General features: G+C 65.3%; 16 protein-coding genes. 10 read left to right on the forward strand and 6 right to left on the reverse strand.

What is annotated here, in order from left to right; all coding sequences use genetic code 11:
* Positions 1-85: 85 nt before the first annotated feature.
* Together P4R38_RS12975 and P4R38_RS12980 are read right to left on the reverse strand one after the other, a co-directional pair.
* On the reverse strand, positions 86-844 hold the full coding sequence (locus P4R38_RS12975) for a hypothetical protein (RefSeq protein WP_277192487.1): 759 nt from the start codon (positions 842-844) through the stop codon (positions 86-88).
* 170 nt (positions 845-1,014) lie between these two features.
* Positions 1,015-1,629 (reverse strand): DUF6318 family protein, encoded by a 615-nt coding sequence (locus P4R38_RS12980; protein WP_277192488.1) that lies wholly within the window; start codon positions 1,627-1,629, stop codon positions 1,015-1,017.
* A 317-nt stretch (positions 1,630-1,946) separates the two neighbouring features.
* Between P4R38_RS12980 and P4R38_RS12985 the strand changes: the two genes are divergently transcribed.
* The 10 genes from P4R38_RS12985 (at position 1,947) to P4R38_RS13030 (ending at position 15,535) form a co-directional block, all read left to right on the forward strand.
* Complete coding sequence (locus P4R38_RS12985) at positions 1,947-2,336, forward strand: DUF6507 family protein (protein WP_277192489.1); 390 nt, start codon at positions 1,947-1,949, stop codon at positions 2,334-2,336.
* A 56-nt stretch (positions 2,337-2,392) separates the two neighbouring features.
* Entirely contained in the window at positions 2,393-4,024 is a 1,632-nt protein-coding gene (locus tag P4R38_RS12990; RefSeq protein ID WP_277192490.1) for a hypothetical protein, read from the forward strand.
* Positions 4,021-4,497 carry a hypothetical protein gene (locus P4R38_RS12995; RefSeq protein ID WP_277192491.1) on the forward strand — a complete coding sequence of 159 codons (477 nt, stop codon included), beginning with the start codon at positions 4,021-4,023 and terminating at the stop codon, positions 4,495-4,497. The genes P4R38_RS12990 and P4R38_RS12995 overlap by 4 nt, the downstream gene beginning before the upstream one ends.
* A 537-nt stretch (positions 4,498-5,034) precedes the next feature.
* Positions 5,035-6,681 (forward strand): hypothetical protein, encoded by a 1,647-nt coding sequence (locus P4R38_RS13000; protein ID WP_277192492.1) that lies wholly within the window; start codon positions 5,035-5,037, stop codon positions 6,679-6,681.
* A gap of 154 nt (positions 6,682-6,835) precedes the next feature.
* On the forward strand, positions 6,836-7,621 hold the full coding sequence (locus P4R38_RS13005; protein WP_277192493.1) for a hypothetical protein: 786 nt from the start codon (positions 6,836-6,838) through the stop codon (positions 7,619-7,621).
* Positions 7,618-8,412 (forward strand): J domain-containing protein, encoded by a 795-nt coding sequence (locus P4R38_RS13010; protein WP_277192494.1) that lies wholly within the window; start codon positions 7,618-7,620, stop codon positions 8,410-8,412. The genes P4R38_RS13005 and P4R38_RS13010 overlap by 4 nt, the downstream gene beginning before the upstream one ends.
* A gap of 9 nt (positions 8,413-8,421) precedes the next feature.
* Positions 8,422-9,084, forward strand: coding sequence for a hypothetical protein (locus P4R38_RS13015; RefSeq protein ID WP_277192495.1), 663 nt, complete (start codon positions 8,422-8,424; stop codon positions 9,082-9,084).
* Positions 9,085-9,234: 150 nt separating this feature from the next.
* The gene (locus tag P4R38_RS13020; RefSeq protein ID WP_277192496.1) at positions 9,235-10,422 is read left to right on the forward strand and encodes a DUF6361 family protein; all 1,188 of its coding nucleotides are present in this window, start codon (positions 9,235-9,237) and stop codon (positions 10,420-10,422) included.
* Positions 10,422-12,221: a phospholipase D-like domain-containing protein gene (locus P4R38_RS13025; protein ID WP_277192497.1), complete on the forward strand. Its 1,800-nt coding sequence runs from the start codon at positions 10,422-10,424 to the stop codon at positions 12,219-12,221. Before P4R38_RS13020 ends, P4R38_RS13025 begins: the two co-directional genes overlap by 1 nt.
* Complete coding sequence (locus tag P4R38_RS13030; protein ID WP_277192498.1) at positions 12,218-15,535, forward strand: DEAD/DEAH box helicase; 3,318 nt, start codon at positions 12,218-12,220, stop codon at positions 15,533-15,535. The genes P4R38_RS13025 and P4R38_RS13030 overlap by 4 nt, the downstream gene beginning before the upstream one ends.
* 59 nt (positions 15,536-15,594) lie before the next feature.
* On the opposite strand, the gene P4R38_RS13035 is transcribed toward P4R38_RS13030, so the two are convergent.
* The 4 genes from P4R38_RS13035 to P4R38_RS13050 are packed head-to-tail and all read right to left on the reverse strand — an operon-like array spanning position 15,595 to position 22,528.
* The gene (locus P4R38_RS13035) at positions 15,595-18,675 is read right to left on the reverse strand and encodes a type I restriction endonuclease subunit R (protein WP_409201264.1); all 3,081 of its coding nucleotides are present in this window, start codon (positions 18,673-18,675) and stop codon (positions 15,595-15,597) included.
* Positions 18,676-18,686: 11 nt separating this feature from the next.
* Positions 18,687-19,757 (reverse strand): ATP-binding protein, encoded by a 1,071-nt coding sequence (locus P4R38_RS13040; RefSeq protein WP_277192500.1) that lies wholly within the window; start codon positions 19,755-19,757, stop codon positions 18,687-18,689.
* A gap of 3 nt (positions 19,758-19,760) precedes the next feature.
* Positions 19,761-20,963, reverse strand: coding sequence for a restriction endonuclease subunit S (locus P4R38_RS13045; RefSeq protein WP_277192501.1), 1,203 nt, complete (start codon positions 20,961-20,963; stop codon positions 19,761-19,763).
* Complete coding sequence (locus P4R38_RS13050; protein WP_277192502.1) at positions 20,960-22,528, reverse strand: type I restriction-modification system subunit M; 1,569 nt, start codon at positions 22,526-22,528, stop codon at positions 20,960-20,962. Before P4R38_RS13050 ends, P4R38_RS13045 begins: the two co-directional genes overlap by 4 nt.
* Positions 22,529-22,664: the final 136 nt, after the last annotated feature.

The raw sequence follows: 22,664 nt of genomic DNA on the forward strand, positions 1-22,664 counted from the left end.
AGCTTGCCATTCCGCTGGTCGAGTAGCGCCGGAGCGTGCGGAGGCGCGTATCGAGACCCCGTGAGTCACAGGGAGACTCGGCCGGCTACTGGTTGACCAGCCGGTTCTTGGCCGCGAGCACCTGCAGCTGCTGAGTCGGGCCGGCGACGTCGATGGTGCCCGGCACATCCACCCAGGCCCCGCCGCCAAGCCGGAACTGCCCCCCGTACGTCGCGGTCGACGACACCGTCACCGTGGCCGGTTTGGCGTAGGCGTGCGTGACGTCACCCGTCGGGTACGGCCCACCGAGCGAGGTGGTCGTCGTCGAGGCGCCGTCGCCGAAGGAGTAGGTGACCTGCTTGAACCGCGGCCGGACCTCCACCCGCTGCCCCAGCAGCGTCACCGCCCGCACCTCGTCGGGCTGAAAGCCCTCGGTCGGCCAGGACACCTGGAAGTAGGTCGGCAACGTCACCAATGTCTTGTTGCCCACCGGCTGCATCGACAAGGCAGGCTTCGCGAACGCTGTGTGCGACCACGCCTCCTTGATCATCGCCATCGTGAGCTGCGGCTTGCTGTCACCGGGCACCTTCTCCGGCCAGCAGGTGTCACCGACCAGCTCCCAGCTGGACTTGTCCCCGCCAGGTCCGAGCAGCCTCCGGAACACGCGCGAGTAGGGGCCGGTCGCGTTCGGGACTGTCGTGCACGCGGTGAGTGCGTTCGCACAGCCCAACGCATCGGGATCGTCCGGGTCGGCGTTCGCGCACGCCAGCGTTGTCGTGTACTCATACGGCACCAGCATGGGCTCCCCCGTTCCCTTGCCGCTGCCGTTACCCGTTGGCTTCCACTCACCCTTCTTCTCGAACACGTGGTCCTGTCGGAGCCCGACATGTACCCCGCCGTTTCGGACGCAGCTAACGATCACGCCACCGTCACCGCAGTCGTCGGCGACTGCGGTTGGGATGTTCGCCAAGAGTTGGCATCCAAAAAGCAGGACGAGGACGAATAGCAACCGAGAGCGTAACGGCGCTGCATCTCTCATGCTGTTCCGATCTGAATGTTCGCAATTCGCCAGCCCCCGTCCGACCAGGTCAGGAAGACGACGGTCTGGACCCCCTTCACTGACTGGTAGCTCCGAACCACTGAACCGTCACGGGCGAGGACCGAGACGGGTTCTTGGTCAATGTCGACCTGAATGATCATGCCGCGCTCCGCGGTCAGGCGCCGGGCGTCAAGAACGCGCACGGCCGGCCCAGAATTTCGCTCACCCGATGAGGCCATCTTTTTGACGTTGGCGGCGAATCCCGAGCACGGCTTGCACGTTCCTAGGCCGTACCCGTCGAGCAAGCCAGCGCTGGGCGACATCCGCACCCGGTTTAATTGGTCGTAGTAATGCTTGGCGAAGGCGATCGCAGCGGGCTCGGTGTTGGCGCGAGCGTCCGGCGGAACACCGGGTAGGCCGGGCCCCAACGCACTCGATGTGGGAGCGGCTGAGCTCGCGGGTACGGCGGTCGAGGTCGAGGTGGCCAGCGGCGTACTCGATGACGACGAGGGGGCGGTCGGCGAGCCGCCGGCGTCCGCGTCACCCCCGCAGCCGGACAGCGCACCGGCGCAGGCGACGGCAAGGACGGCAGCCGCGGCGGCCGTACGCACGGGTCGAGACAGCATGAGTCAGAAGCCCCCTGAGATCTGGTCTAAGCCGTCGTGAGTATGTCGAGCCCGCACCCGACGTGGGGTGTTGCGAGCCTGACCAATCCCCGACGCCCCGATCCTGCCCGGAATGCCGACCACCCCGTGCGAGTCGTCCACAGGTGAGCCGGTCGGTCGGCAGGGGCCGGCCGTGCACCTTAGGCGTTCAGGACCAACGAGGTTCGCGTCATCCACAGCTGTGGATGGACCCGCGCGCGACGTCGTGACCTCGCCCAGGATCGACCCGACAGCACCGACGCGCGGCATGACGGGGGCAGGGCATGACGCAGTGGAACATCGCGCACGTCGACGCACTGGGCGTCGTGAGCCGCGCGGCCACCAGCGCGCTGGCGTACCAGGGGAAGTTCCGCGGCTACGAGACGGCGACGGGCACGCTCGGATCGGCGCTGACGTACAGCCCGCTGGTCGCCAAGGCCCTGTCGGACCTCACCACCTCCGCTGTCGTGCCGCACCTGGACGAGGTCGCCGGGAGGACCGGCAGCGCGATTCGCGGCACGAACGCCGCGATCGGGTTCTACGAGCGCGGCCAGCTGGACATGGCCGCCGACGCCCAGCGCAACGCCGGACTCGCGCCCTGCCCCACACCGCCCGGCTCACGCCGTACGACCCCGAAAGCCCTGCGCCGCCCCGGCCGTGAGGCGCCCGAGTGAGTCTGACCGAGTGCGGGCTGCCGCCCATCGATGCGGGCCAGCCGATCCGCGACGCCGTGATCGACCTGACCGAAGCCGCCGGTGCGATCCACACCCACGCCGGCACGATCACCCGCGGGTGGACCGGTTTGGCGCACAGCTATCACGCGCCCGAGCAGCACCTCGTCCTCCAGGCGATGAGCCCCGCCGAGACCCACGCGCGCGACGCGGAGTCGCTCGCGCGCAAGGCCGGGTCCGCGCTGATCACGTACGCAAATCGCTGCGACGAGCTGCGCCGCACGAAATCCGTGCTGGCCAAGGACATTCGCGACCACAACGCGCGTCCCGAGGATCACGGCGGCTCACTGCTGGACAAGGCCGCGCGCTGGACCGGCATCGACGAGCTCGGCCGGCTCGCCGTTGAAGAAGCGCTGTTGAACCGGTGCAACCAGCTGCAGGCCGACCTGGACGAGGCGCAACGCACCTGCGCGAACGCGCTCGGCCGGCTCTACTCCGTCGGCGCGCACTACGAGCCCGTCGGTCAGACCACCGTCACCGACCCGACCGTGTACGGACTCACCGCCGACGGGTACGGGCAGCTCGCGCGTGCCGGCGACACCCCGTGGGGCACACCGGCCGCGTGGCAGCACGCCGGCACGCTCACCCAGGTCTACCTGGTCGGTCGGGGAGGTGCCGACAGCGTCGTCGGGCTGGTCGGACTCGTGGGCGACCTCGCGCAGGTGGGCACGACCAGGGAGTCGCGAGCCGCCTGGTCCGGGCTGTGGCAGCTGACCACCGACCTCGGCACCGTGGCGAACCCGGCCGCCCTGCCGGCCACGCTGCTCGGCGTCGGCCCGGCGGGCGAGGCGCGTGGCCGGCTCTGGAGCACGGCCAAGGCCGGCGTGGGCTGGGACACATGGGGCACCTCTCCGTACTACACCGCGGGCGGCTTCCTGCCCGACGCGTTGAGCGCGTACGCCACCGGCGGCACGGCCGTCGCCGGTCGGACGGCGTTCAAGGGCGCGCTGAGCGCGGCGGCCCGGCGGTTGCCCGCGCGAGCCACCTCCATCGAGCGGCTCGCCTCGGCGCAGCGCGCACTGGCCAGCAGCGCGGGGCGTCTGAACACGCGATCCCTTGACCAGGTCGCGCACCTGAGCGAGCGGCTGCCCTCCGGTCCGCGTCCCGCTCACGCGGCAGCGGGCAGCGGTTGGCGAACCCCGGCCGGCCCCACGCAGCACGACGGCGTCTGGCTCCACCAGGCCGACCAGCCGGCGGCAGCTGCGCGCCCGGACACCCGTACAGGGCCGACCCATGGCAGGTTGGACCCGGGCGTGTACGCAAGGAAGACCGTCAAGGCCCGGACGACGGCGTTGGACGCTGTCTTGAAGAACTGGGACGGGATGCACGTCACCGTGGGACACGACGCCATTGCCTTAACGCGCGAACGGATGCACCACTTCCTTGCACGGCATCATCCTCAGTACTGGGACGGCAGCGTCAAGAAGCGTCAGTCATTTGTGGACCCCGAGACCTCACTTCAAGAGATGGAGCGACTGATTCGGGCGACTCTCTTCGCGAACCGACACATTATCGCCACCACCGGAAGCGACTACCGCAAACTGAAGGCCCGGGTTGACGGAGCGACATGGGTGATGGCGATTGACAACGGATACATCAGAATGTTCTACCCGGAAGAGAAATCACTATGAAGATCGCGTCGCGATTCACCGTCGACGGAAAAACCTTCACGGACCTGTCGGACTCCCTGCCGCGCAAGCACTCTTGGTACGCGCTGAGTGGCACCATCGACCTCGAGTTGGGCGGCGTTGTCGTCCTGGACGATGAGACCTGGGATGAAGTCGGCCTCCTGTGGACCGCTCTGGGTGGAGCCCTCTCCGAGTTGGTGACCACGGATCACATCCGAATGGGCTTCCCTGGGCAAGAACTTTACCTGAATTTTCAGCGAGTTCGGGAACGGTACATCGATGTCAGCCTGGAGCGCGAGGCGGGACGGCGTGCCGTCGTCGGCGAATCCGATCTGTACGAGCTGTTCGGCCGCGGCGGTGTGAAGTTCTGGGAACGCATGCTGGAGGAGTACCCCAAGGATGCCGATCGGGTGCAGTGGGAGATCGAGCGATCTCGCGGCTTCGTGAAACGTGCGCGCGATCTTCGATCAGCGTGACCGTCCGATGCAACTGCTGGTCGAGCAGACGGTTTTTTGCCGGCACGACCTGTAGCTGCTGACTCGTAGCCGGAGACCTTTAATTCGGAGCAGCCGGACAGCACGCCGGCGCAGGCGACGGCCAGGACGGCAGCCGCGGCGGCCGTACGCGCAGGTCGAGACTGCATGAGTCAGAAGCCCCCTGAAGTCTGGGTCTCAGCCGCCGTGAGTGCGCCGAGGACGCGCGCGACGTGCGGTCTTGGGGCCCGACCAATCTCCGACGCCCCGATCCTGCCCGGAACGTCGAACCGTCCGTGAAAGTTGTCCACAGCTGTGGATGGGCAGGGGTCCAGTCGTGTGATCTCGGGCATGATCGTGCCCGACCGAGCCGCTTTGGGTGCTGCCTCCTGGTGTCGGACCCTGTTGCCTATCAACGGTTTTCAGGGTGGCTGCGGGGTCAAGCTTTGGTCAAGGATCGAGGTCCACGCACCCACGGGAGCGGCGACGACCGTTGGCTGTGGCTCGCGCCAGGTCAGCTCAACCAGGGGGACACTCACGATGCTCAACGCGCGCAAGCGACTCCAGACCTCCGTGCTCGCCGTCGCCCTCGGCGCCGGCGTCAGCGCGTGCGGCGGCGATGACCACGACGCGCGCACCATCAAGAAGGTGGTGATGGGCGGATCAGAGGTGACGAACCCGCAGGCACTGCTGGACGGTGCGCGCTCCCAGTTCCTCTCGGTCAACCAGGCGGCCATCGACGCCAAGTCGGCGTCGGTGTCCGACTCCTCCTCGTGCTTCTTCCGGCGGGAGTCGGCGGGCAGCGAGACCGTCGTGCCAAAGGTGTTCTGCGGGCCGATCCGGCGCGCGGGTAGCAGCGCCTCGCAGGTCTGGGACACCTACGACGCGAGCGTGATGGCCACGGACGATCCCGCGGTGCTCGCGACCGTCGCCACGGAGTCGAACGCCGTCCTCGGCAACGGGGTGCAGCAGAGCACGACGGTCGACCCCGGTCTGCTCGTCCGGCCCGACGGCGCGACCCCCGGCGACGGCAGCAAGCTCGCCGAGCCGCAAGCCCCGCAGTCCACGCTGCGCGACTACGCGGCGCTGCTGCCCGAGGCGGGCCAGCAGACAGGCTTCACCTTCAAGAACCTCACCTCGCCCGCTCGCCTCGTCACGCCGTCGGCGACGATCACGGTCGAGGCGGAGGCCCAGCCCACGACCGTGCCCGGCATGATCGACCACCCGACACCCGCCGACGACGACACTGGCTGGTCCGAGTCCGACTCACCGGACACCGAGACGGCGCCTGCACCGGTGCCGTCGGCTCCCGCGGTGCCGTCACGTGCCGCGGAGGGCCAGCAGCTGCGCGCGTACCGCGTCACGATCGAGCCGGGCGGCCCGTACCCGGACCCGAACGCGAGCACGAGCTACGGGTACAGCACCGACTCCCGGGCGAAGGACGCCTCCACCAGCCTGTCGATCTCGGTCGGGGGCCAGCGGCTGTCCGTCCACGGCGCCACGATCGGCGAGGACACCTCGTACGGCGACGAGTCCGAGCAGACGACCGTCGCCATCACCTGCAAGAGCCTGCCCTGCTCGAAGGGTGCGGAGCGGCAGTCGTACGTCCTCTTCGTCTCGTCCGCGAACGGTCAGGCGGCCAGCCTCAGAGCGACCGTCGACGGTCAGGCGCTGTCCCTCCCGCTCACCGGCGGCGCCCCGACCGGGTCGGTGTCGACGGTCGGTAACACCCGAAAGAACCTGCAGCAGCAGACCAACGTGACGTGGCCCTCGCAGGAGGTGAAGGTCGGCTTCGACCCCGAGTACAAGGAGTACGACAAGACGGCCACGTTCGGCGGCGGTGTCCCGGTCGTCTTTCTGACGCCGTTCGACACCCGGATGGGGTGGGCTCCGAAGGGTCAGGCGTGGTTGGAGGTCCCGGTGACCAACCGGCCGGACACCGACACCGATTTCCAGGTCGCCGGATCCGCGTACTGGCTGGAGACCGGCGCGGGTCGCGTGTCCGAGGAGGCCGACGCCGGCTCGGACTCGACCGTCGTGTTCAAGGTGCCCGAGAACTTCACCACCGGCACGGTGAAGTATCAGCCGAGCGGCTCGGTCAAGGGCGTGAACACCGACGGCATCCTGACCAAGCCGTTCAAGCTCGCCCAGCCGATGGTGGTGTCCGTCTCGATCCCCGCCGGCTGAACGATTGACGACCCGGAGGCGCCCGTTATCCACACCTCCCGAGCGAGTCGAGCCGCTGTCCACAAGCCGCACCTCGGAAGCCACACCACGTCGGCGAGCGTGCGTACGATCCACACGGCGGATGGGGAGCTGCACCAACAAAGGGGAGTCTGGCGTGGGGGAACTGATTCACGGACGTCGCGAGCGCGGTGTCAACCGCCCAGCGCCGCGGGGCCGAGGCCCTCAGACGGCGGTCGGCGCCGGGCGCGCGCCCGAGGGTGATCGCTGGGAAGGCACGGTCATCGAGTTCGTCGAGATGGCGCCGCTGCTCGGCCGGTCCGATGCCGGGTTCGCCGACGCGGTCAGCGACGACGGGCTCGTACGGCGGCGCAAAACGGATCCGAACGCGTACTTCCGACGGCGGGTGGGCTTCCGCGCCTCGGAGGACCAGATCCTGGTCGCCGTCCAGGAGCAGCCGCTTGCGCCTCGCGCCAACGGAACGATGGGTGTGACCGGACCGTACGGCCCTGCGACGACCACGACCTACCGGCCTCACGGTCCGGTCGGTCGCCGGCTAGGTAAGGTCGCGATCGACCTTCACGTTCGGGCCGAAGCATCGGCTGGTGCCGCGGCCACGACCGGTGCGACCGAGAAGCCAAGCCGCGCACACGAGCGCGCGCTCAGCCAGCTCGCCTTCCTGCCGGAGCCGGTGCGGCGCAGTGTGATGGGTCGTGCGCCCGCGCCGGAGCACTTCATCGCCGAGGCGGTTCGGCTCAACCGCGGGAGCATCACACCGACCCATCGGGTCAGCGCGCTGAGGCTGGACGGGCGCGAGGCGATCGTCGTGGTGGGCAGCCTCCTGCACGGCGCGACGCACTGGCAGGTCGAACAGCGCACGTACGCGTTCGCCGAACAGCCCGCTCTCGATGCCCCGGCGTCCCGACCGCAGCTGGGCCGATGACGCACTACGACGTGCTCGGTGTCGCGCCCGACGCGACCGAGTCCGAGCTCCGCCAGGCGTACCGCCGCCAGATGCGGGACGCCCATCCCGACCGCGACGGCGGCGATGTCGTCCGAACCCAGGAGCTGCACCGCGCGTGGGAGGCACTGGGTACGCCGGGCAGTCGGCGCGCGTACGACGACGGGCTTTCGGCCCGCGCCGTCCATGCTGACCCCGACCCCGTGGAGGAGTCGGTCCTGCCAGAGGACGACTGGGGTGAGGAAGTCGGTGACGACGCGTTCACGGCACGTGACGACGTCATCGTGGACGGCTCGCCGGAGATCGTCGACGACTGGGGCGGCCACCGCCCACAGGAGGCCGCGTGGCCGCAGGGGCCACCGATGCCGACCCACACCTGGTCGCAGCCGGGCGGGGCGTACGGCGCGCCTCTCCCTCGGCTGGGTCGTCCGCGCGGGTGGGCCCTGCTGCCCTTGGGTCTGCTGATCGCGTACACGATCGGGGAGATCGTCGGCGAGTCGATCCTGAACTCGGACTGGTCATCCCTGAGCAGCGGCATGTTCCTCGTGCCTGTGTGGGTCATCGGCTACACCGTGGCTCGAACTCGCGCACTGTCGGCTCGTATCACCAAGGGCTACGTCATTTTCGCTGCGGTCATCTTCAAGGTCGGTGTTCTGTTCCTTCTCGTCGATGGCGGCTGGGTCATGACGGTGATGGCGAGCATCTGGGTCGTGCTGTACGTCTGGACCGTCGAGGCATGGGCACGCCAGGTCGCACGAAATGCCGCACGGTAGGGGAGTCGCATGCGTCAGCCGCCGAACCAGCCAGACCTCAGCAACCTGGACGCTGCCATCTGGCACACCGTCGACATCAACGCGGCCCTCGACCAGGGCAGCCTCCACCGCCGGCCGCGGCTCGCCACCACGTTCCCGCTGCTGGACGGCGAGCGCGTCCTGGCTCAGGGGTCGTTCACGCTGTACGACTTCCTCGCCGCGGGCGACGGCACGTACATGCACAACAGCAGCTTCTTCTACGCACGTGGAGGTCTCGGCGCCGCGCTCACCCTCGGAGTCGCCGCATCGCAGATCGCCGGCAACTCGCGGAGGAAGCGGGCAGCCGCAGCCGCAGCCGTCCCGCGCTGGACACCGATCAGCAGTGGCCACCTGCACGTCACCACCCACCGCACCTGCTTCCAGACCGCGGCGAAATTCTTCGTCTGGGACTACGGCTCCATGACGACAGCGCAGCTCATGGCGTCGCACCAGATGCAGTTCACCGGCTCCACCGATGACGGGCGACAGGTCTCCTGGATCGTCGACAGCGTCTGGGCCGCACTGCTGTTCACGATCTGGGCCCGGCGCTGCCACGCCCAGCACCCCCAGTACGTGTCGCGCACGTGGGTGCCGCAGGGCTGGTACGAGCGCGCCCGGGCGAGCAGCTACGGCCTCCCGCGCGGCGCGAGCTGACGAGGGCGTACGAGAGCTGCACACTCCCACCATCGCCCCATCCCCGTCCCGCACCCGAGTCACGATGCGCTGAGCTGGAACCCCTCGCAGTTGGCCCGTCTTCCATAGACTTTCGAACGTTCGCCGCGCTAATTCCGGGAGGGCCAACGCATGCCATCGTCCATCGCCTGGCTCGACACGTCGGCGGAGCAACGGCGACAGGCATACGAGATCGCGCGGTTGTTCACGCAGCTGGAGAGCCGGGACGAGCTCGGCATCGGCACGGTGCGCGACGCATTCAGCAACTTGCTGTTCCCAGGCACCAGCGTCCTGCTCACGCGAGCGCGGTACTGCCTCTTCGTGCCCTGGTGCTTCCAGGCGCCTTCGGCCGCCAGTAGGCGCGGCCCAGAGCACATCGCCGCCGCGGCACGGTCCGAGCGCTATCTGGTCGAGACGCTCATCCGGGAGGAACCCGCGACGGGCGCTGGAGTGATCGGCCGTCGGGTCGGGCGCGAAGTCCGTAACCTTCCGAGCACCATCTACTGGGGCACGCTCACGCGGTGGGGCATCACCCCGCGCTCGAGTATGAGCCTCCTCGGCCAGCCATCCCGGCCCCACGACATGGCAACCGAGCTCGAGCACCGCACCGACGCCGACTGGCAACCGGACCTGCCTCAGGCACCGGAGGAGTTCCCATTCACCACCCACGGCGGTTTCGCTCTTACGCGCGGTGAGGCCGAATGGCTCCGCGACCGCATCCTCGCCACGTGTGCGGACACTGCCCTCGCCGACCTCATGGCGCCGGATGTCGATCTTCACTTGTTGGAAGGCAGGCGTGGCCCGTGGGAGGTCCCGGGCCTCGCGGCGCGGCCCGACGTGCGTCAGGCTGGCCTTTTCAGCCTCGCTATGGAAGGCGCGAACCTTGTGTACAACCTGCTCGTGGCCGAGCGGTGCGAGAGCGCAAGACTCACGAGCTTCAGCGGCCGCGTCGAGGAGTACCGCCAATACCTCGACGGCTGGGCCGAGGACATCGGGAACCACGCCGGCTTCGGTGCATGGGACCTGGACGAGATGTGGTCGTATGTCGAGCAGGCAGGCCAGCCCCCGTATCTGACAAGGCTTTTCGTCGAGCAGTGGATCCGCCTGCTCCGCGAGTACGGCGTCGACCAGGTCGCTGACAACAAGTCCATGCGCGACCTGGTCGCCGAGCGCGAGCGCCGTAAGGGACAGCAGTCGCGCCTCACCAACGACAAGATGCTCGAGACATGGTCTGGCGAGTCGGCCGTCGGGCGCCTCAACTATCGCTGGGCGACCATCCGTGTACTCGTCCGCGACATCCTCGAAGGGCTAGACGCCTGATGCTCGACCCCACTCTCCGCGAGCTGCTGCTCGACGGGCTGCGTCCGCCCCAGGGCTCGCACGTCGAGGCTGCAGTCGCGACGACGTTCACCCTTGACCTGACCGCGGCACTCCTCCCGCCGCTCGCATTCACCTCGTTCGGTCTCGAGGACGGCACCTCCGACCCGGTGGTGCTCCTTGAGTCCATCCGCCGCGCGGCGGACCGCGTCACGATCTTCTGCCAGGCCGGCATGATCGGCGTCCCGCGGCAGGCACCTGACCTGGTGACGTTCCTGGAGCCGATGGTCCACCAGATCGCCCCGCCACGCGGCGGGCTCTTCCACCCGAAGATGTGGCTGCTCAAGTTCGTCGACGACGCCGGCACGCCGGCGTACCGGCTTCTGGTGATGAGCCGCAACCTGACGCACGACAGCTCGTGGGACCTCGTCGTGCGACTCGACTCGGCCGGCGTCGCGACGAGAAGACAGGACAGCAACGACGGGCTGTACTCCTTCATCCAGTACCTCTCGCGCACCAACGGGTTGTCTGCCGACCGGCGCGCAACGGTCGAGGCGCTCGCCGATGACGTTCGTCTGGTCGAGTGGGAGCGCCCGGACGGGATCGAGTCGCTGGAGTTCCACCACCTGGCACCCGGACGCACGCCGCTCGACTGGCGGGCGACTCGCGCGTGCGTCATCTCGCCGTTCGTCAACGACCTCGGCATCGAGACGATCGCGCAGCACGCCGACGAGCGGCACCTCGTCGCCCGCCCGGACCAGCTCGACATGCTCAACCCGGACACCCTCGCGGGGTTGACCACGTACGTCCTCGACCCCGCAGCCGGGACCGCTCCAACGAGTCCGGATGACGTCGACGAAGCGCAGGACAAGCCCGTGTTCGCCGGCATGCGAGCGGATCTGCACGCCAAGATGGTCGTCCTCGAGCCCGCCGGTAGCCGGTGGTCCCGCGCCCGGATCCTGATCGGTTCGGCAAACGCGACCTCGGCCGCGTTAGCCGACAACATCGAGCTCATGGTCGAGATGGTCGGCCCCACCAAGGAGTTAGGCATCGACTCGCTGCTCGGACCTGAGGCCCCGATGCGCAAGCTCATCAGCGCGTATCCTGCGACCGGCGGCAAGACGCTCAGCGACCGAGACGAACTCGAGGCTCAGGTCGAGTACGTCTTACGCACCATCGCAGCGCTGGAGCACACCGTGACGGTGATGCCGGGCGCCGGGGCCAACCACCTGCTGACGGTCACAGCGGCCGGCGCATATCCGCTCCGCAAGGACTGGGCCTGCCAGGTCGGCCTCCTCAGCCGCCCAGGTCGAGAGCAGTCCGTCGATCTCGGCACATCGCCGCACCTTGAGTTCGATGACGTACCCACACCGGACGTCTCGGCGTTCGTCACCGTACGAGTCAACGCACCGCTGGGTGTCGAGGTCTCCACTGTGGTCGTCGCCGACCTCGTCGGCGAGCCGACGGACCGGCTCGACCACGTCATCGCCCGCCAGATCGATACGCCGGAGAAGCTCATGCGGCTGATTCGGATGCTGCTCGATTTTGGGAACCCTGCCGTGCTCGCCGAGTTTGCTAACGCGAGCGAAGCAGAGTCCGATGGCACCTGGACGGCTGGCCGCTCGGGCGAGCTCGAGATGGTCCTGCAAGCGCTGGCAAGCAACCCGCAGGCGATCGACAGCATCGACGACATCATGCGCCGCCTCGGCCGTACAGATGGAGGTCGCGCCCTGATGCCCGACGGGTGGGAGGCGTTCTGGGAAACGGTGCGGGAGGCGAGAGGGCAGGTGCGCGCATCATGAGTGCTCGTCCGTTCAGCGCCGACTCCGTGTTGGCAGGCCTGACCACCTTCCAGAGACGCACGGTCGACCACGTCATGCGCCGCTTCCACGGCGACGACCGTGACGAGCCCCTCAGCAGGCACTTTCTGGTGGCCGACGAGACAGGACTCGGCAAGAGCATCGTCGCCAAGGGAGTGATCGCTCGCACGATTGAGCGGCTCGAGCATGACCCATCCATCAATCGCATCGACATCGTCTATGTCTGCTCCAACACCGACCTTGCGAAGCAGAACCTCAATCGGCTCAACGTCACCGGTGAACGCGAGACGGCGTTCCCGAGCCGCCTCACGTTGCTGGCCAAGCACTCTCGCACGCTGGCGAGCAGCGCAGACCGCAACACCAAGAAGCCGGTGAACCTCGTGTCGTTCACGCCCGGCACATCCTTCGATCACGGCAACCGCGCGGGCAAGGGCGAAGAGCGCGCCATGGTGTTCCTGATGCTGGTCGAGGCGCTGACGAAGAAGCACGGCCAGCTCACCAAACCGCGAGAGTCCGCCTTGTACTTGATGCTGCAAGGAAGCGTGTCCACCCGCCAACGGTTCAGGGACCGATACGTCGGCGACCTGCGCCGAGAAATCGGCGAGTCGGGCCCAGATCCGCGCATCGTCACGGAGTTCATCCGCGCCGTTCGATCTCGCCCGCTCGTCGGCGGTCACGGTCTGCTGACCCGTGTCGACCGCGTCCTGGACGAGCTCGAGGGCCGGCGAAAGATGCCGGACGACCTGTGGGACCGCGTGGCGCACCTGACGGGCGAGCTGCGCGCCACGCTCGCGCAGTGCTCGGTCGCGACGCTTGAGCCCGACCTGATCATCCTGGATGAGTTCCAGCGCTTCCGGATGCTCCTCGACCCCGATACGCCGCAGGGCGAGCTCGCCCATCACCTGTTCGTCTACCCCGACGCGCGCGTTCTGCTGCTCTCTGCGACGCCGTACAAGCCGTTCACGTACGGCGAGGAGGAGGAGAACCACGCAGACGACTTTTACGCCCTCCTGAACTTCCTCGGGCGCGCGGACCGCCCCGTTATCAATGTCGACGAGATCAGGCGCGACTTCGCCACGTACCGTGACGCCCTGCGCTCCGGCCGCGACGTCGAGCAGGTCCGCGGCGCACTCGGCGACTCGCTGCGCAAGGTGATGAGCCGCTGGGAGCGGCCGGTGATCACCGCAGAGGCCGGAACACGTGAGTGCGTTCGCGTGGCGGGCGACATCTCGGCGTCCGATCTCAGCGGCTATGTGGCAATTCAGCGCGTCGCAGACCTCGTCTCGCACGAGCGCGACCACGGGCTGGTCACGCCGGAGTACTGGAAGAGCGCTCCGTACTTCGCCTCCTTCTGCCAGGGATACCGACTGGGTACGCGGCTCCAGGACGAGCGCACGCAAGACGACGATGCGCAGGTGCGGTCGGCTCTCAGGGCCGCTCAGGCGATCTCGGTGGAGGGCGTCCGCGCGTTCAAGCCACTCGATCCCGGCGGCGCCCGCATGCGTGCTCTGGTCGGGGACACGCTCGACCAGGGGTGGTGGCGGTTCCTCTGGATGCCGCCGTCGCTGCCGTACCTCCAGCCTGGCGGCGTGTACGCAGACGAGGTCGCGCAGACGATGACGAAGCGGCTGCTGTTCTCGTCGTGGCAGGCGACGCCGACCGCGGTGGCGTCGGTCCTCAGCTACGAGGCGGAGCGGCGCATCGCCGAAGGTACGAGCTACACGGCGAACACGACAGAGGCTCGCGCTCGAATCCCACAGGGGCTGTCGTTCCCGATGCGCGCCGGCAAGCCGGGCAGGATGTCGACGCTGCTGGTGATGTGGCCGCTGACGCGCCTCGCGTCATTGGGCGATCCGCGCGCGCTCGCACGCGCGAACGATGGTGCACTCTCCTCGCCTGAAGCCGTCGCCGTGGTCCGGGACGCGCTGCGTGACACCTACGGGAGCACGGACGGCGACGAGGGCGCTTCGGACACTGACCTCACGGACGAGGGCGCGCTGCGGCCGAACGTCTGGCGCGTCGCGTTCAGCGACCGCGCGAACTGGATCGGGGGCGACATCGACGACGTCGACCGCAGCGAGGACGTGCCTCTTGCGGACGGCGTGTATCCGGTCGTCGAAGCGTTCCGGACGGTACGCGGCTCGTCGACCCCGTCGGACGAAGGAGACCATCCTGACGCCGTGCAGAGCAGCGGTGTGCAGCAGCACGTCAGTCAAGCGGCGAACGCGTTGGACGGGCCACGCGCGGCGCCGAGTGAAGACGACCTCGACGTACTGGCAAGGGTCGCGCTCTTTGCTCCTGGGTGCATCAGCCTGCGCGTCATCCGGCGTCTCGCCGAGGCCGCGGGAGGTGCAGAGGTCACCGAAGACGGAATCCATTGCGCCGCAGCAACGTTGGCTGACGGACTGCGCTCGTTGTTCAACCGTCCGGACGTCACCAAGCTTGTCGATCCACGGGGCGATTCTCGGCGGCCGTACTGGAGCCAGGTCCTGCAGTACGCCGCCGACGGCAACCTCGAGGCGGTGCTGGACGAGTGGCTGCTGCACTTCTGGGCCGACGGAGGCGGGCAGCCCCTCACCGACGAGTCGCTGGCGGCGCTGATCGACAGAGCAGGGCGGTCGATCAGCCTGCGTGGCGTGCCCTACCAGGCGCTCGACGTACAGAACCTGCAGCAACCGATCCCGATGGGTGTGGGCTTCGCGCTGCGGTACGGCGCCCGGCAGGCGACTGCGGACGGAGACGCCCGTCAGCCGGAGGTGCGGGCGGCGTTCAACTCACCGTTCTGGCCGTTCGTGCTGGCCTCGACATCGGTGGGGCAGGAAGGAATCGACTTTCATTGGTGGTGTCACTCGATCTTCCACTGGAACACGCCCGCCAACCCGGTCGACTTCGAGCAGCGCGAGGGACGGGTCGACCGCTTTCGCGGGCATGCGGTGCGCAAGAACATCGCCGATCGGCACGGGAAGGCGTTGCTCGCGGATGACTCGGGTAATCCCTGGTCGCGCGCGTACTCGGTGGCGACGGAGTTCCGCGAGACGTACGGCGACTTCACGCCCGACTGGGTCTTTCCCGGGCCGGCGCGCATCGAGAGACACGTCGCGCCGCTAGCGTTCAGCACGGACGGAGCGAGGTACGACAGCGTGCGGCGTGACGTCGCGCTATACCGGCTCGCGCTGGGGCAGCCGCGCCAGGAGGACCTGGTGAACGCACTGCGTGAGCGCCAGCTGAGCGAGGACGGAGTCGCTGCTCTCCGCATCGACCTCACCCCGCCAGGCGACGAGCTGCACAGCGTGTGACGAAGCATCGAAGAGCCCGCACGACGGATGCCACCCCGGCCGGGGCGCCCAGGTAGGACTCAGGAGCCGAGCCCGATGAAGCGTTCGACGAAGTCGGAGAGCCGCGCGAGCACGCGTTGCTTCTTCAGCGCGCGCTCACCATCAGGGGAGAAGCGCGAAACTGGCGGGAGCACCTCCGTGATGGCCGTGCCGGTTGCCCGCACGGCTCCGGCGCGGAGGGCCGACTCAATGAAGCTCCGAGCTTCCTTGGGTTTGAGGCTCTCCTCGGTGATGATCGCTTCGCGTTCGGCCTCGCGGCGGGCTGCGATGAAGGTCTGCCACTCGTCGTCGACCTCGCCCTTCGGCGACACCTGGTCGACGAAGTCTTCGATGAGGTCGCGCTTGTTGCGCAGGCTCGGGCTGGCGTCAACAGCGCGGCTGATCTCGGCGCGGATCTCCTTGTCGTCCCCGTCGCCGTGCTCGTCGCGGTACTTCTGCACGAGCATCAGGATGTAGTCGACGTTGATGTCGACTTGCTTGATCAGCTCGATCTCGAAGACTACGTCGTCGATGATCGACTCCTTCTCCGGCGTCGTGTCCTTGCGGAAGTTGGCGTACAGGTCGAGGTAGACGCTGCGGTAGTCCTGGTTCTGGCGCCCGGTGAGCATCTCGTTGCCCTCGAACTCGTCGAACGAGGTCAAGATGTTCTGCAGCCGCAGGATCATGCCGAAGAGCTGGATGAACTCCTTCTGTGCGGCCTCGCCCTCGATGACGTGCCCGAGCGGGAACTGTTCCAGCAGCTTCTGGACTGCCTCGGCGTACTCGCTGTAGTAATCGCCGTATGGCTTGAGGACGACGATGCCCTTGGCGTCCTTGTTGCCGAACAGCGCGATGGCGTCGTTGGTCTCCTCCTCCAGGTCGCGGAACGTGACGATGTTGCCCGCTACCTTGACCGAGTTGAGGATCCGGTTGGTGCGCGAGAACGCCTGAATCAAGCCGTGCGACTGCAAGTTCTTGTCCACGAACAGGGTGTTGAGCGTGGTGGCGTCGAACCCAGTCAGGAACATGTTGACCACGATGACCAGGTCGATCTGACGGTTCTTCATCCTCAAGGAGAGGTCTTTGTAGTAGTTCTGGAACCGGTCGGCCGAGGTGTCGTAGCTCGTGCCGAACATGTCGTTGTAGTCCTGGATCGCATCTTCCAGAAAGCTGCGCGCATCACCGGACAACTCGGATGTGTCGAAGTCTTCCTCGTCCAGCGCACCGTCCTCAAGGTCAGGGTTTGCCGCATACGAGTAGATCAGCCCGACCTTCAGCTGTCGGTCCTTGGGCACGTCCATCTGCTGGATCTGGAACTGGTTGTAGTAGAGCTGAGCCGCCTTGATCGAAGCCGTCGCGAACAACGCGTTGAAGCCCTTGACCCGCTGCGCCTGCTTCAGCTCCTCAACGGCGCCGCGTCGCTGGCCGGCCATCTCGGCAACGTTGGTGATGATCGAGTGGGTGTACCCGCTGGCCCGCTTCGACTTCTGGTCGAAGTGCTCCAGGACGTAGCCAACAACTTTCTGAATCCGCTCTTGCGACAGCAGGGCGCGTTCGCGGTCGATCGCCGAGACTTCCTTGTCGATGACCGATCCGACCTTGATCGTGCTGATGTAGTCGATCTTGAACGGCAGAACGTTCTTGTCGGTGATGGCGTCCTTGATCGTGTAGGTGTGCAGCTTGTCGCCGAACGCCTGCTCGGTGGTGCGCAGGTTGACGTTGCCGCCACTCCCAGCGTTGGCGGCGAAAATTGGTGTGCCGGTGAAACCAAACAGGTTGTACTTCTTGAATGCTTTGGTGATCGCGGTGTGCATGTCGCCGAACTGCGAGCGGTGGCACTCGTCGAAGATGATCACGACGTGGCCGTCGAAGATCGAGTGGCCGTTGTTGGCGTTGATGAACGTTGCGAGCTTCTGGATCGTGGTGATGATGATCCGCGCACCCGGGTCTTCGAGCTGCTTCTTCAGGACGCGGGTTGAGGTGTTGGAGTTGGCCGCGCCCTTCTCGAAGCGGTCGTACTCGCGCATCGTCTGGTAGTCCAGGTCCTTGCGGTCGACAACGAAGAGGACCTTGTCGACCGACGGCAACTTCGACGCCAGCTGCGCTGTCTTAAACGACGTCAGCGTTTTGCCAGAGCCGGTGGTATGCCAGACATACCCACCCGCCGCAACCGAACCGAGCGTCTTGTAGTTGGTCGAGACCTCGACCTTCTGAAGGATCCGCTCGGTCGCCACGATCTGATACGGACGCATGGCGAGCAACATCCGATCACTCGTCAGCACGCAGTACCGGGTCAGGATCGCCAGGATGGTGTGCTTGGCGAAAAATGTCTTCCCGAAGGCGGTCAGGTCGCGGATCGGCTTGTTGGTCGCATCGGCCCACCACGAGGTGAACTCAAACGAGTTCGAGGTCTGCTTGCCCCGCTTCTTGGTCCTATTCGCGTCCTTGATGTGCTGATCGCGGGTCGTGTTCGAGTAGTACTTGGTCAGTGTTCCGTTGCTGATCACGAACAGCTGCACGTACTCAAACAGGCCAGAGCCGGCCCAGAAGCTGTCGCGCTGATACCGATTGATCTGATTGAACGCTTCACGGATATCAACCCCGCGCCGCTTGAGCTCGATATGGACCATCGGTAGACCGTTGACGAGCACTGTGACGTCGTAGCGGTTGGCGAACGTCCCGCCACCTTCGCCACCCTTGTCGACCACGTACTGGTTGAGCACCTGCAGACGGTTGTTATGGATGTTCTTCTTGTCGATCAGGGAGATGTTCTTGGTCGAGCCGTCGTCCCGCGTCAGCAGCTGGACGTGGTCCTCCTGGATCCGGACCGTCTTCTCGGCGATACCGTCGTTCTTGCCCGCGATCTTCTCGTTGAGGAACCGCTTCCACTCCGCGTCCGAGAACGTGACGTGGTTGAGCGCCTCGAGCTGGGTACGCAGGTTCGCGACCAGATCGGCCTCGGATGTGAGTGTCAGGCGCTCGTAGGCCTGCGACTCGAGGAGAGCGATGAACTGCTGCTCCAGGGCTGCCTCGGACTGATACGACGCGCTGTCGCTTGGCTCCGGGATGTACTCCGCGACCACCGTGCTCTCGGCACTGATTGCGACCGAATCGTACTTCACGGGCTGACCCGTCATGCTGTGCGCTCCCACCTGAATAGCCTCAGAAACTCCTGAAACTCGCCCTTCAAAGCATCTATGTATTCCTCAGAAACCAAGGAAGGATCCAGATCCGAGAACCGATCGTGGCTATATAAGTTTAAGACCCTTGTCAGCAGGTCCGCGTCAGGTCCGGTGAGCAGATCGCCCCAGCCCCCCGTATGACCGAGGAAATTTGCCGTCTTTTCGAGGAGCGTTCTAAATTGATTAAAATGACTGCGCTGAACCGTACCCTCGGAGATCGCTAAATCAATATCTTTGACTATCCCGAGGTGATAACTGAAAGGCGAATCGTGCGGCTGCGATTTCAACACCCACCCCAACGTGGGTCCGCGCTGAAGCATGTACGCTTGGTCCTTCTTAGACCAACGAAAGGAATTGAATAGCACATTAAAGAACAGAGCATGGTGCGTTGTTATTAAAAACTTCAAGTTGAGAGTTGCCGCGCGCTTAATAAGATCAGCCAGAGCAAGCGCAACCGTGACGATACGCGCATCGTCCATAGACGAAACTGGATCATCAATTACAGCGAGCGTTAGATTGTCATAGTCCGCCGATATACGCAGATCGGGACTATCGCTAAGTGTATCGATCGCGGCGCTCAGAACCGAATAGTAGACACACCAGACAAAAATGCTCTCCTCTGCGCGAGATATCTTGATGCCGTCAGTTGCACGGTCGTCACCCGTGTGTATTCCGAAGCTAATCTCACCACTTTCGAAGTCAATCCTTGGCTCGATTTTATCGCTCGTGAAAGCCTGAAAATTTTTAACGATCGCGCCATCGAGACCCTGTGTCGCAATAATCTCTAATAGCTCTGATTCTACTACACTCATTTGGAGCACGACTCGTTCGTTATCCCACGTGAATACGTCTTCAACGGACGAGTTGTAGAGCACAACACCATCCGGATCGCGATCCTTCAGGTGCTGCGCCAGCCTTGTCTTACCGACCGTGTTTGACGCGTAAATCAAGCCGCTACGCGAACTGGCTAAGCCCTGCAATACATCATCGGCCAGGCTCTCGATCGTTTCGTGATGATTCATGCTTTAGCCGATCTCGCTGAAGGTCAGGAGCTTGTCCCGGTAGTACTCATACTGCTTGTGACGGGCACCACGTTCGGCGGCGAGCCCGGTTGAGATGTCGTTGACGAGCGCCTTGAAACTGTCGAGCAGACCGGCAAGGCGACGCTGCTCATCCTTCGGCGGAATTGGAATCTCGACCTGCGCGAGCCGAGCCTTCGACACGTTGAATCGAGTGACGCCGCTGGCGGTACGAACGATCTGCCTCCGCATCTCGTCCGATCGGAAGAGGTGCTTGGCGAAGTCGGGATCAATCAGGTCGTCATCGGTTGGTCGGAACCCGATGCAAAAGCTGTTCAGATAGAGGGGCTCGCTGACCTCGGCTGTCACGACTGAGGACATGCCCACTTCAGCGGCCGTCTCCGATGAGCCCGTGAAGATGATGTCGCCACGCTGAAGGGTGCGCTGCTTCTCGTGTGCCCTCACCTGGACGAAGTCATCGGCCCGAGTGTTGACGGCGATATTGTTGAACACGTTGACGTACGACACGAATCGCGCGTTGCCGTTCGCGAAGTCGGCCTTGCTCTTGCCTGTGAGGCCTCCGAATATCGATCCGACGTCGCCTAGAAGAAGCCGTGGCGATTCTGGGAATGTCAGCTGGGTGTCTCGGTAATAGTCAAACTGAACTTGCCGCGCCTCCAGCTCGGCGTCTAGCTCCGCCTCCAGCTCCACCTCCAGCTGAGCGAACTGATCCAGTATTCTGACGATTTCGCGCTGGACTTCGAGAGGTGGGACAGGAACCTCAATCATGTTCATGTTCGCCTGATTAAGCTTCGGTTGCGTGCCACCCGTGACGTACGGAGATATATCCACGGCCTGGAGAGCGAAGTACAGATACCTGAGGTCAAGCTCATCCTCTGACCGCGCCTGCAAAATGTGCGCGTGATTATTCACCCAGATTTTTCCAGTTGCCCAATTTAGAACTGGCTTTCCATTTGCTGTCTTGACGCTGCCGTCCTCACCTATTAGGAGGAACGTACCGTCGAAGATGTAATCTTTGACGTAATCCTGGATGCCATTCGCGCCGTAGTAGGGATACTGTCCGATTTCCCGTGCAGACCGTGTTACTGGTTTGCGGCGCCGATCACTGTTCACGGCAATGTCGCCAATCCGCTTACGCCCAACCCCTGCAGGGCAAAGTTCCGCGATCAGATCATCGATCCGACTCACTTCGCGCCCTCCAGGTCAGCCACGATCTCATCGATCGACAACCGCAGCTCCTCCTGGCGTACGACGATGCGGGCGATCTCGGCGTTGAGCTCCGCGATGTCGACAACCTCGTGCTTGTCTTTCTGGTCGACGTAGGAGGAAACCGCGACGTTGTAGTCGTTGGCGGCGACGTCCTCGTTGCTGACCAGCTTCGTGAGGTGGTCAACGTCCTCACGGTCGGTGAACAGGTCGAGGACCTTGTCCTGGTGCTCGGGTGTCAACTTGTTCTTGTTGCCCTGGCGGGTGAACTCACCGCTGGCATCAATGAACAGCACCGAGCTGTCCTTCTTCGATTTCTTCAGCACGATGATGCACGTCGCGATAGTGGTGCCAAAGAACAGGTCCGGCGGCAGCTGGATGACGGTGTCAACGTAGTTATTGTCGATCAGGTACTGGCGGATTTTGCGTTCCGCGCCGCCGCGGTACAGCACTCCGGGGAACTCGACGATCGCGGCGGTGCCATTGACCGCTAGCCAGCTGAGGATGTGCATCGTGAAGGCCAGGTCGGCCTTCGACTTCGGCGCCAGGACGCCGGCTGGCGAGTAGCGCGGGTCGTTGATCAGCAGTGGATTTGCATCCCCGTCCCACCTGATCGAGTACGGCGGATTGGACACGATCGCCTCAAACGGCTCGTCATCCTCGTGCTGCGGGTCGGTCAGAGTGTCGCCGTGGGCGATGTCGAAGTGCTCGTAGCTGATGTCGTGCAGGAACATGTTGATCCGCGCCAGGTTGTAGGTCGTCAGGTTTATCTCCTGACCGTAGAACCCGTTGCGGACGTTGTTCTTGCCGAGCACCTTGGCGAACTTTAGTAGCAGCGAGCCGGAACCACAGGCGGGGTCGTAGACCTTGTTGACCGTCTTCTTGCCGACGACGGTGATCCGCGCCAGCAGGTCGGAGACCTCCTGCGGGGTGTAGTACTCGCCACCTGACTTACCCGCCTGCGAGGCGTACATCTGCATCAGGTACTCGTAGGCGTCCCCGAACAGGTCGATCGTGTGGTCTGCGAAGTTGCCGAGCGGCAGGTCGCCGATGGCGTCGAGCAGCTTGACCAGTTTCTCGTTGCGCTTGGCGACGGTGTTGCCGAGCTTGGAGCTGTTGACGTCGAGGTCGTCGAACAGGCCCTTGATGTCGTCTTCGCTGTCGGCGCCCAGTGCCGACCCTTCGATGTTCTTGAAGACCGCTTGGAGGGTCTCGTTGAGGTCAGGGTTGGATGCGGCGTGCTTGCGGACGTTGGCGAACAGCTCCGACGGCAGGATATAGAAGCCCTTCTCAACAACCGTGTCCTTGCGACCGAACTCGGCTTGGCTGTCCGGGAGGGCGGCGTAGTCGAACGCGGCCTCGCCGGCACGGCGCTCCTCGTCGTTGATGAACGCGGTCAGGTTCTCGGAGATGTAGCGGTAGAACAGCGTGCCGAGCACGTAGCTCTTGAAGTCCCAGCCGTCGACACTGCCGCGCAGGTCGTTCGCGATCTTCCAGATCGTCTTGTGCAGCTCAGCTCGCTGGGCTTCCTTGGTGGTCGGGTTCATGAAGCAAGGTCTCCTGCGGCCGCCGGTGCAATGGGTGGGGCAGACGCTATCGTGACCGGGTCCCAGCCACGCGAAGCGTCCCTGAGGGGCTGAGCACGCGTTCCGTAGATTGGCGGCGGCGCATCGGCCGTCGCGT

This window comes from Luteipulveratus flavus (assembly GCF_029439465.1).
Lineage (GTDB): Bacteria > Actinomycetota > Actinomycetes > Actinomycetales > Dermatophilaceae > Luteipulveratus > Luteipulveratus flavus.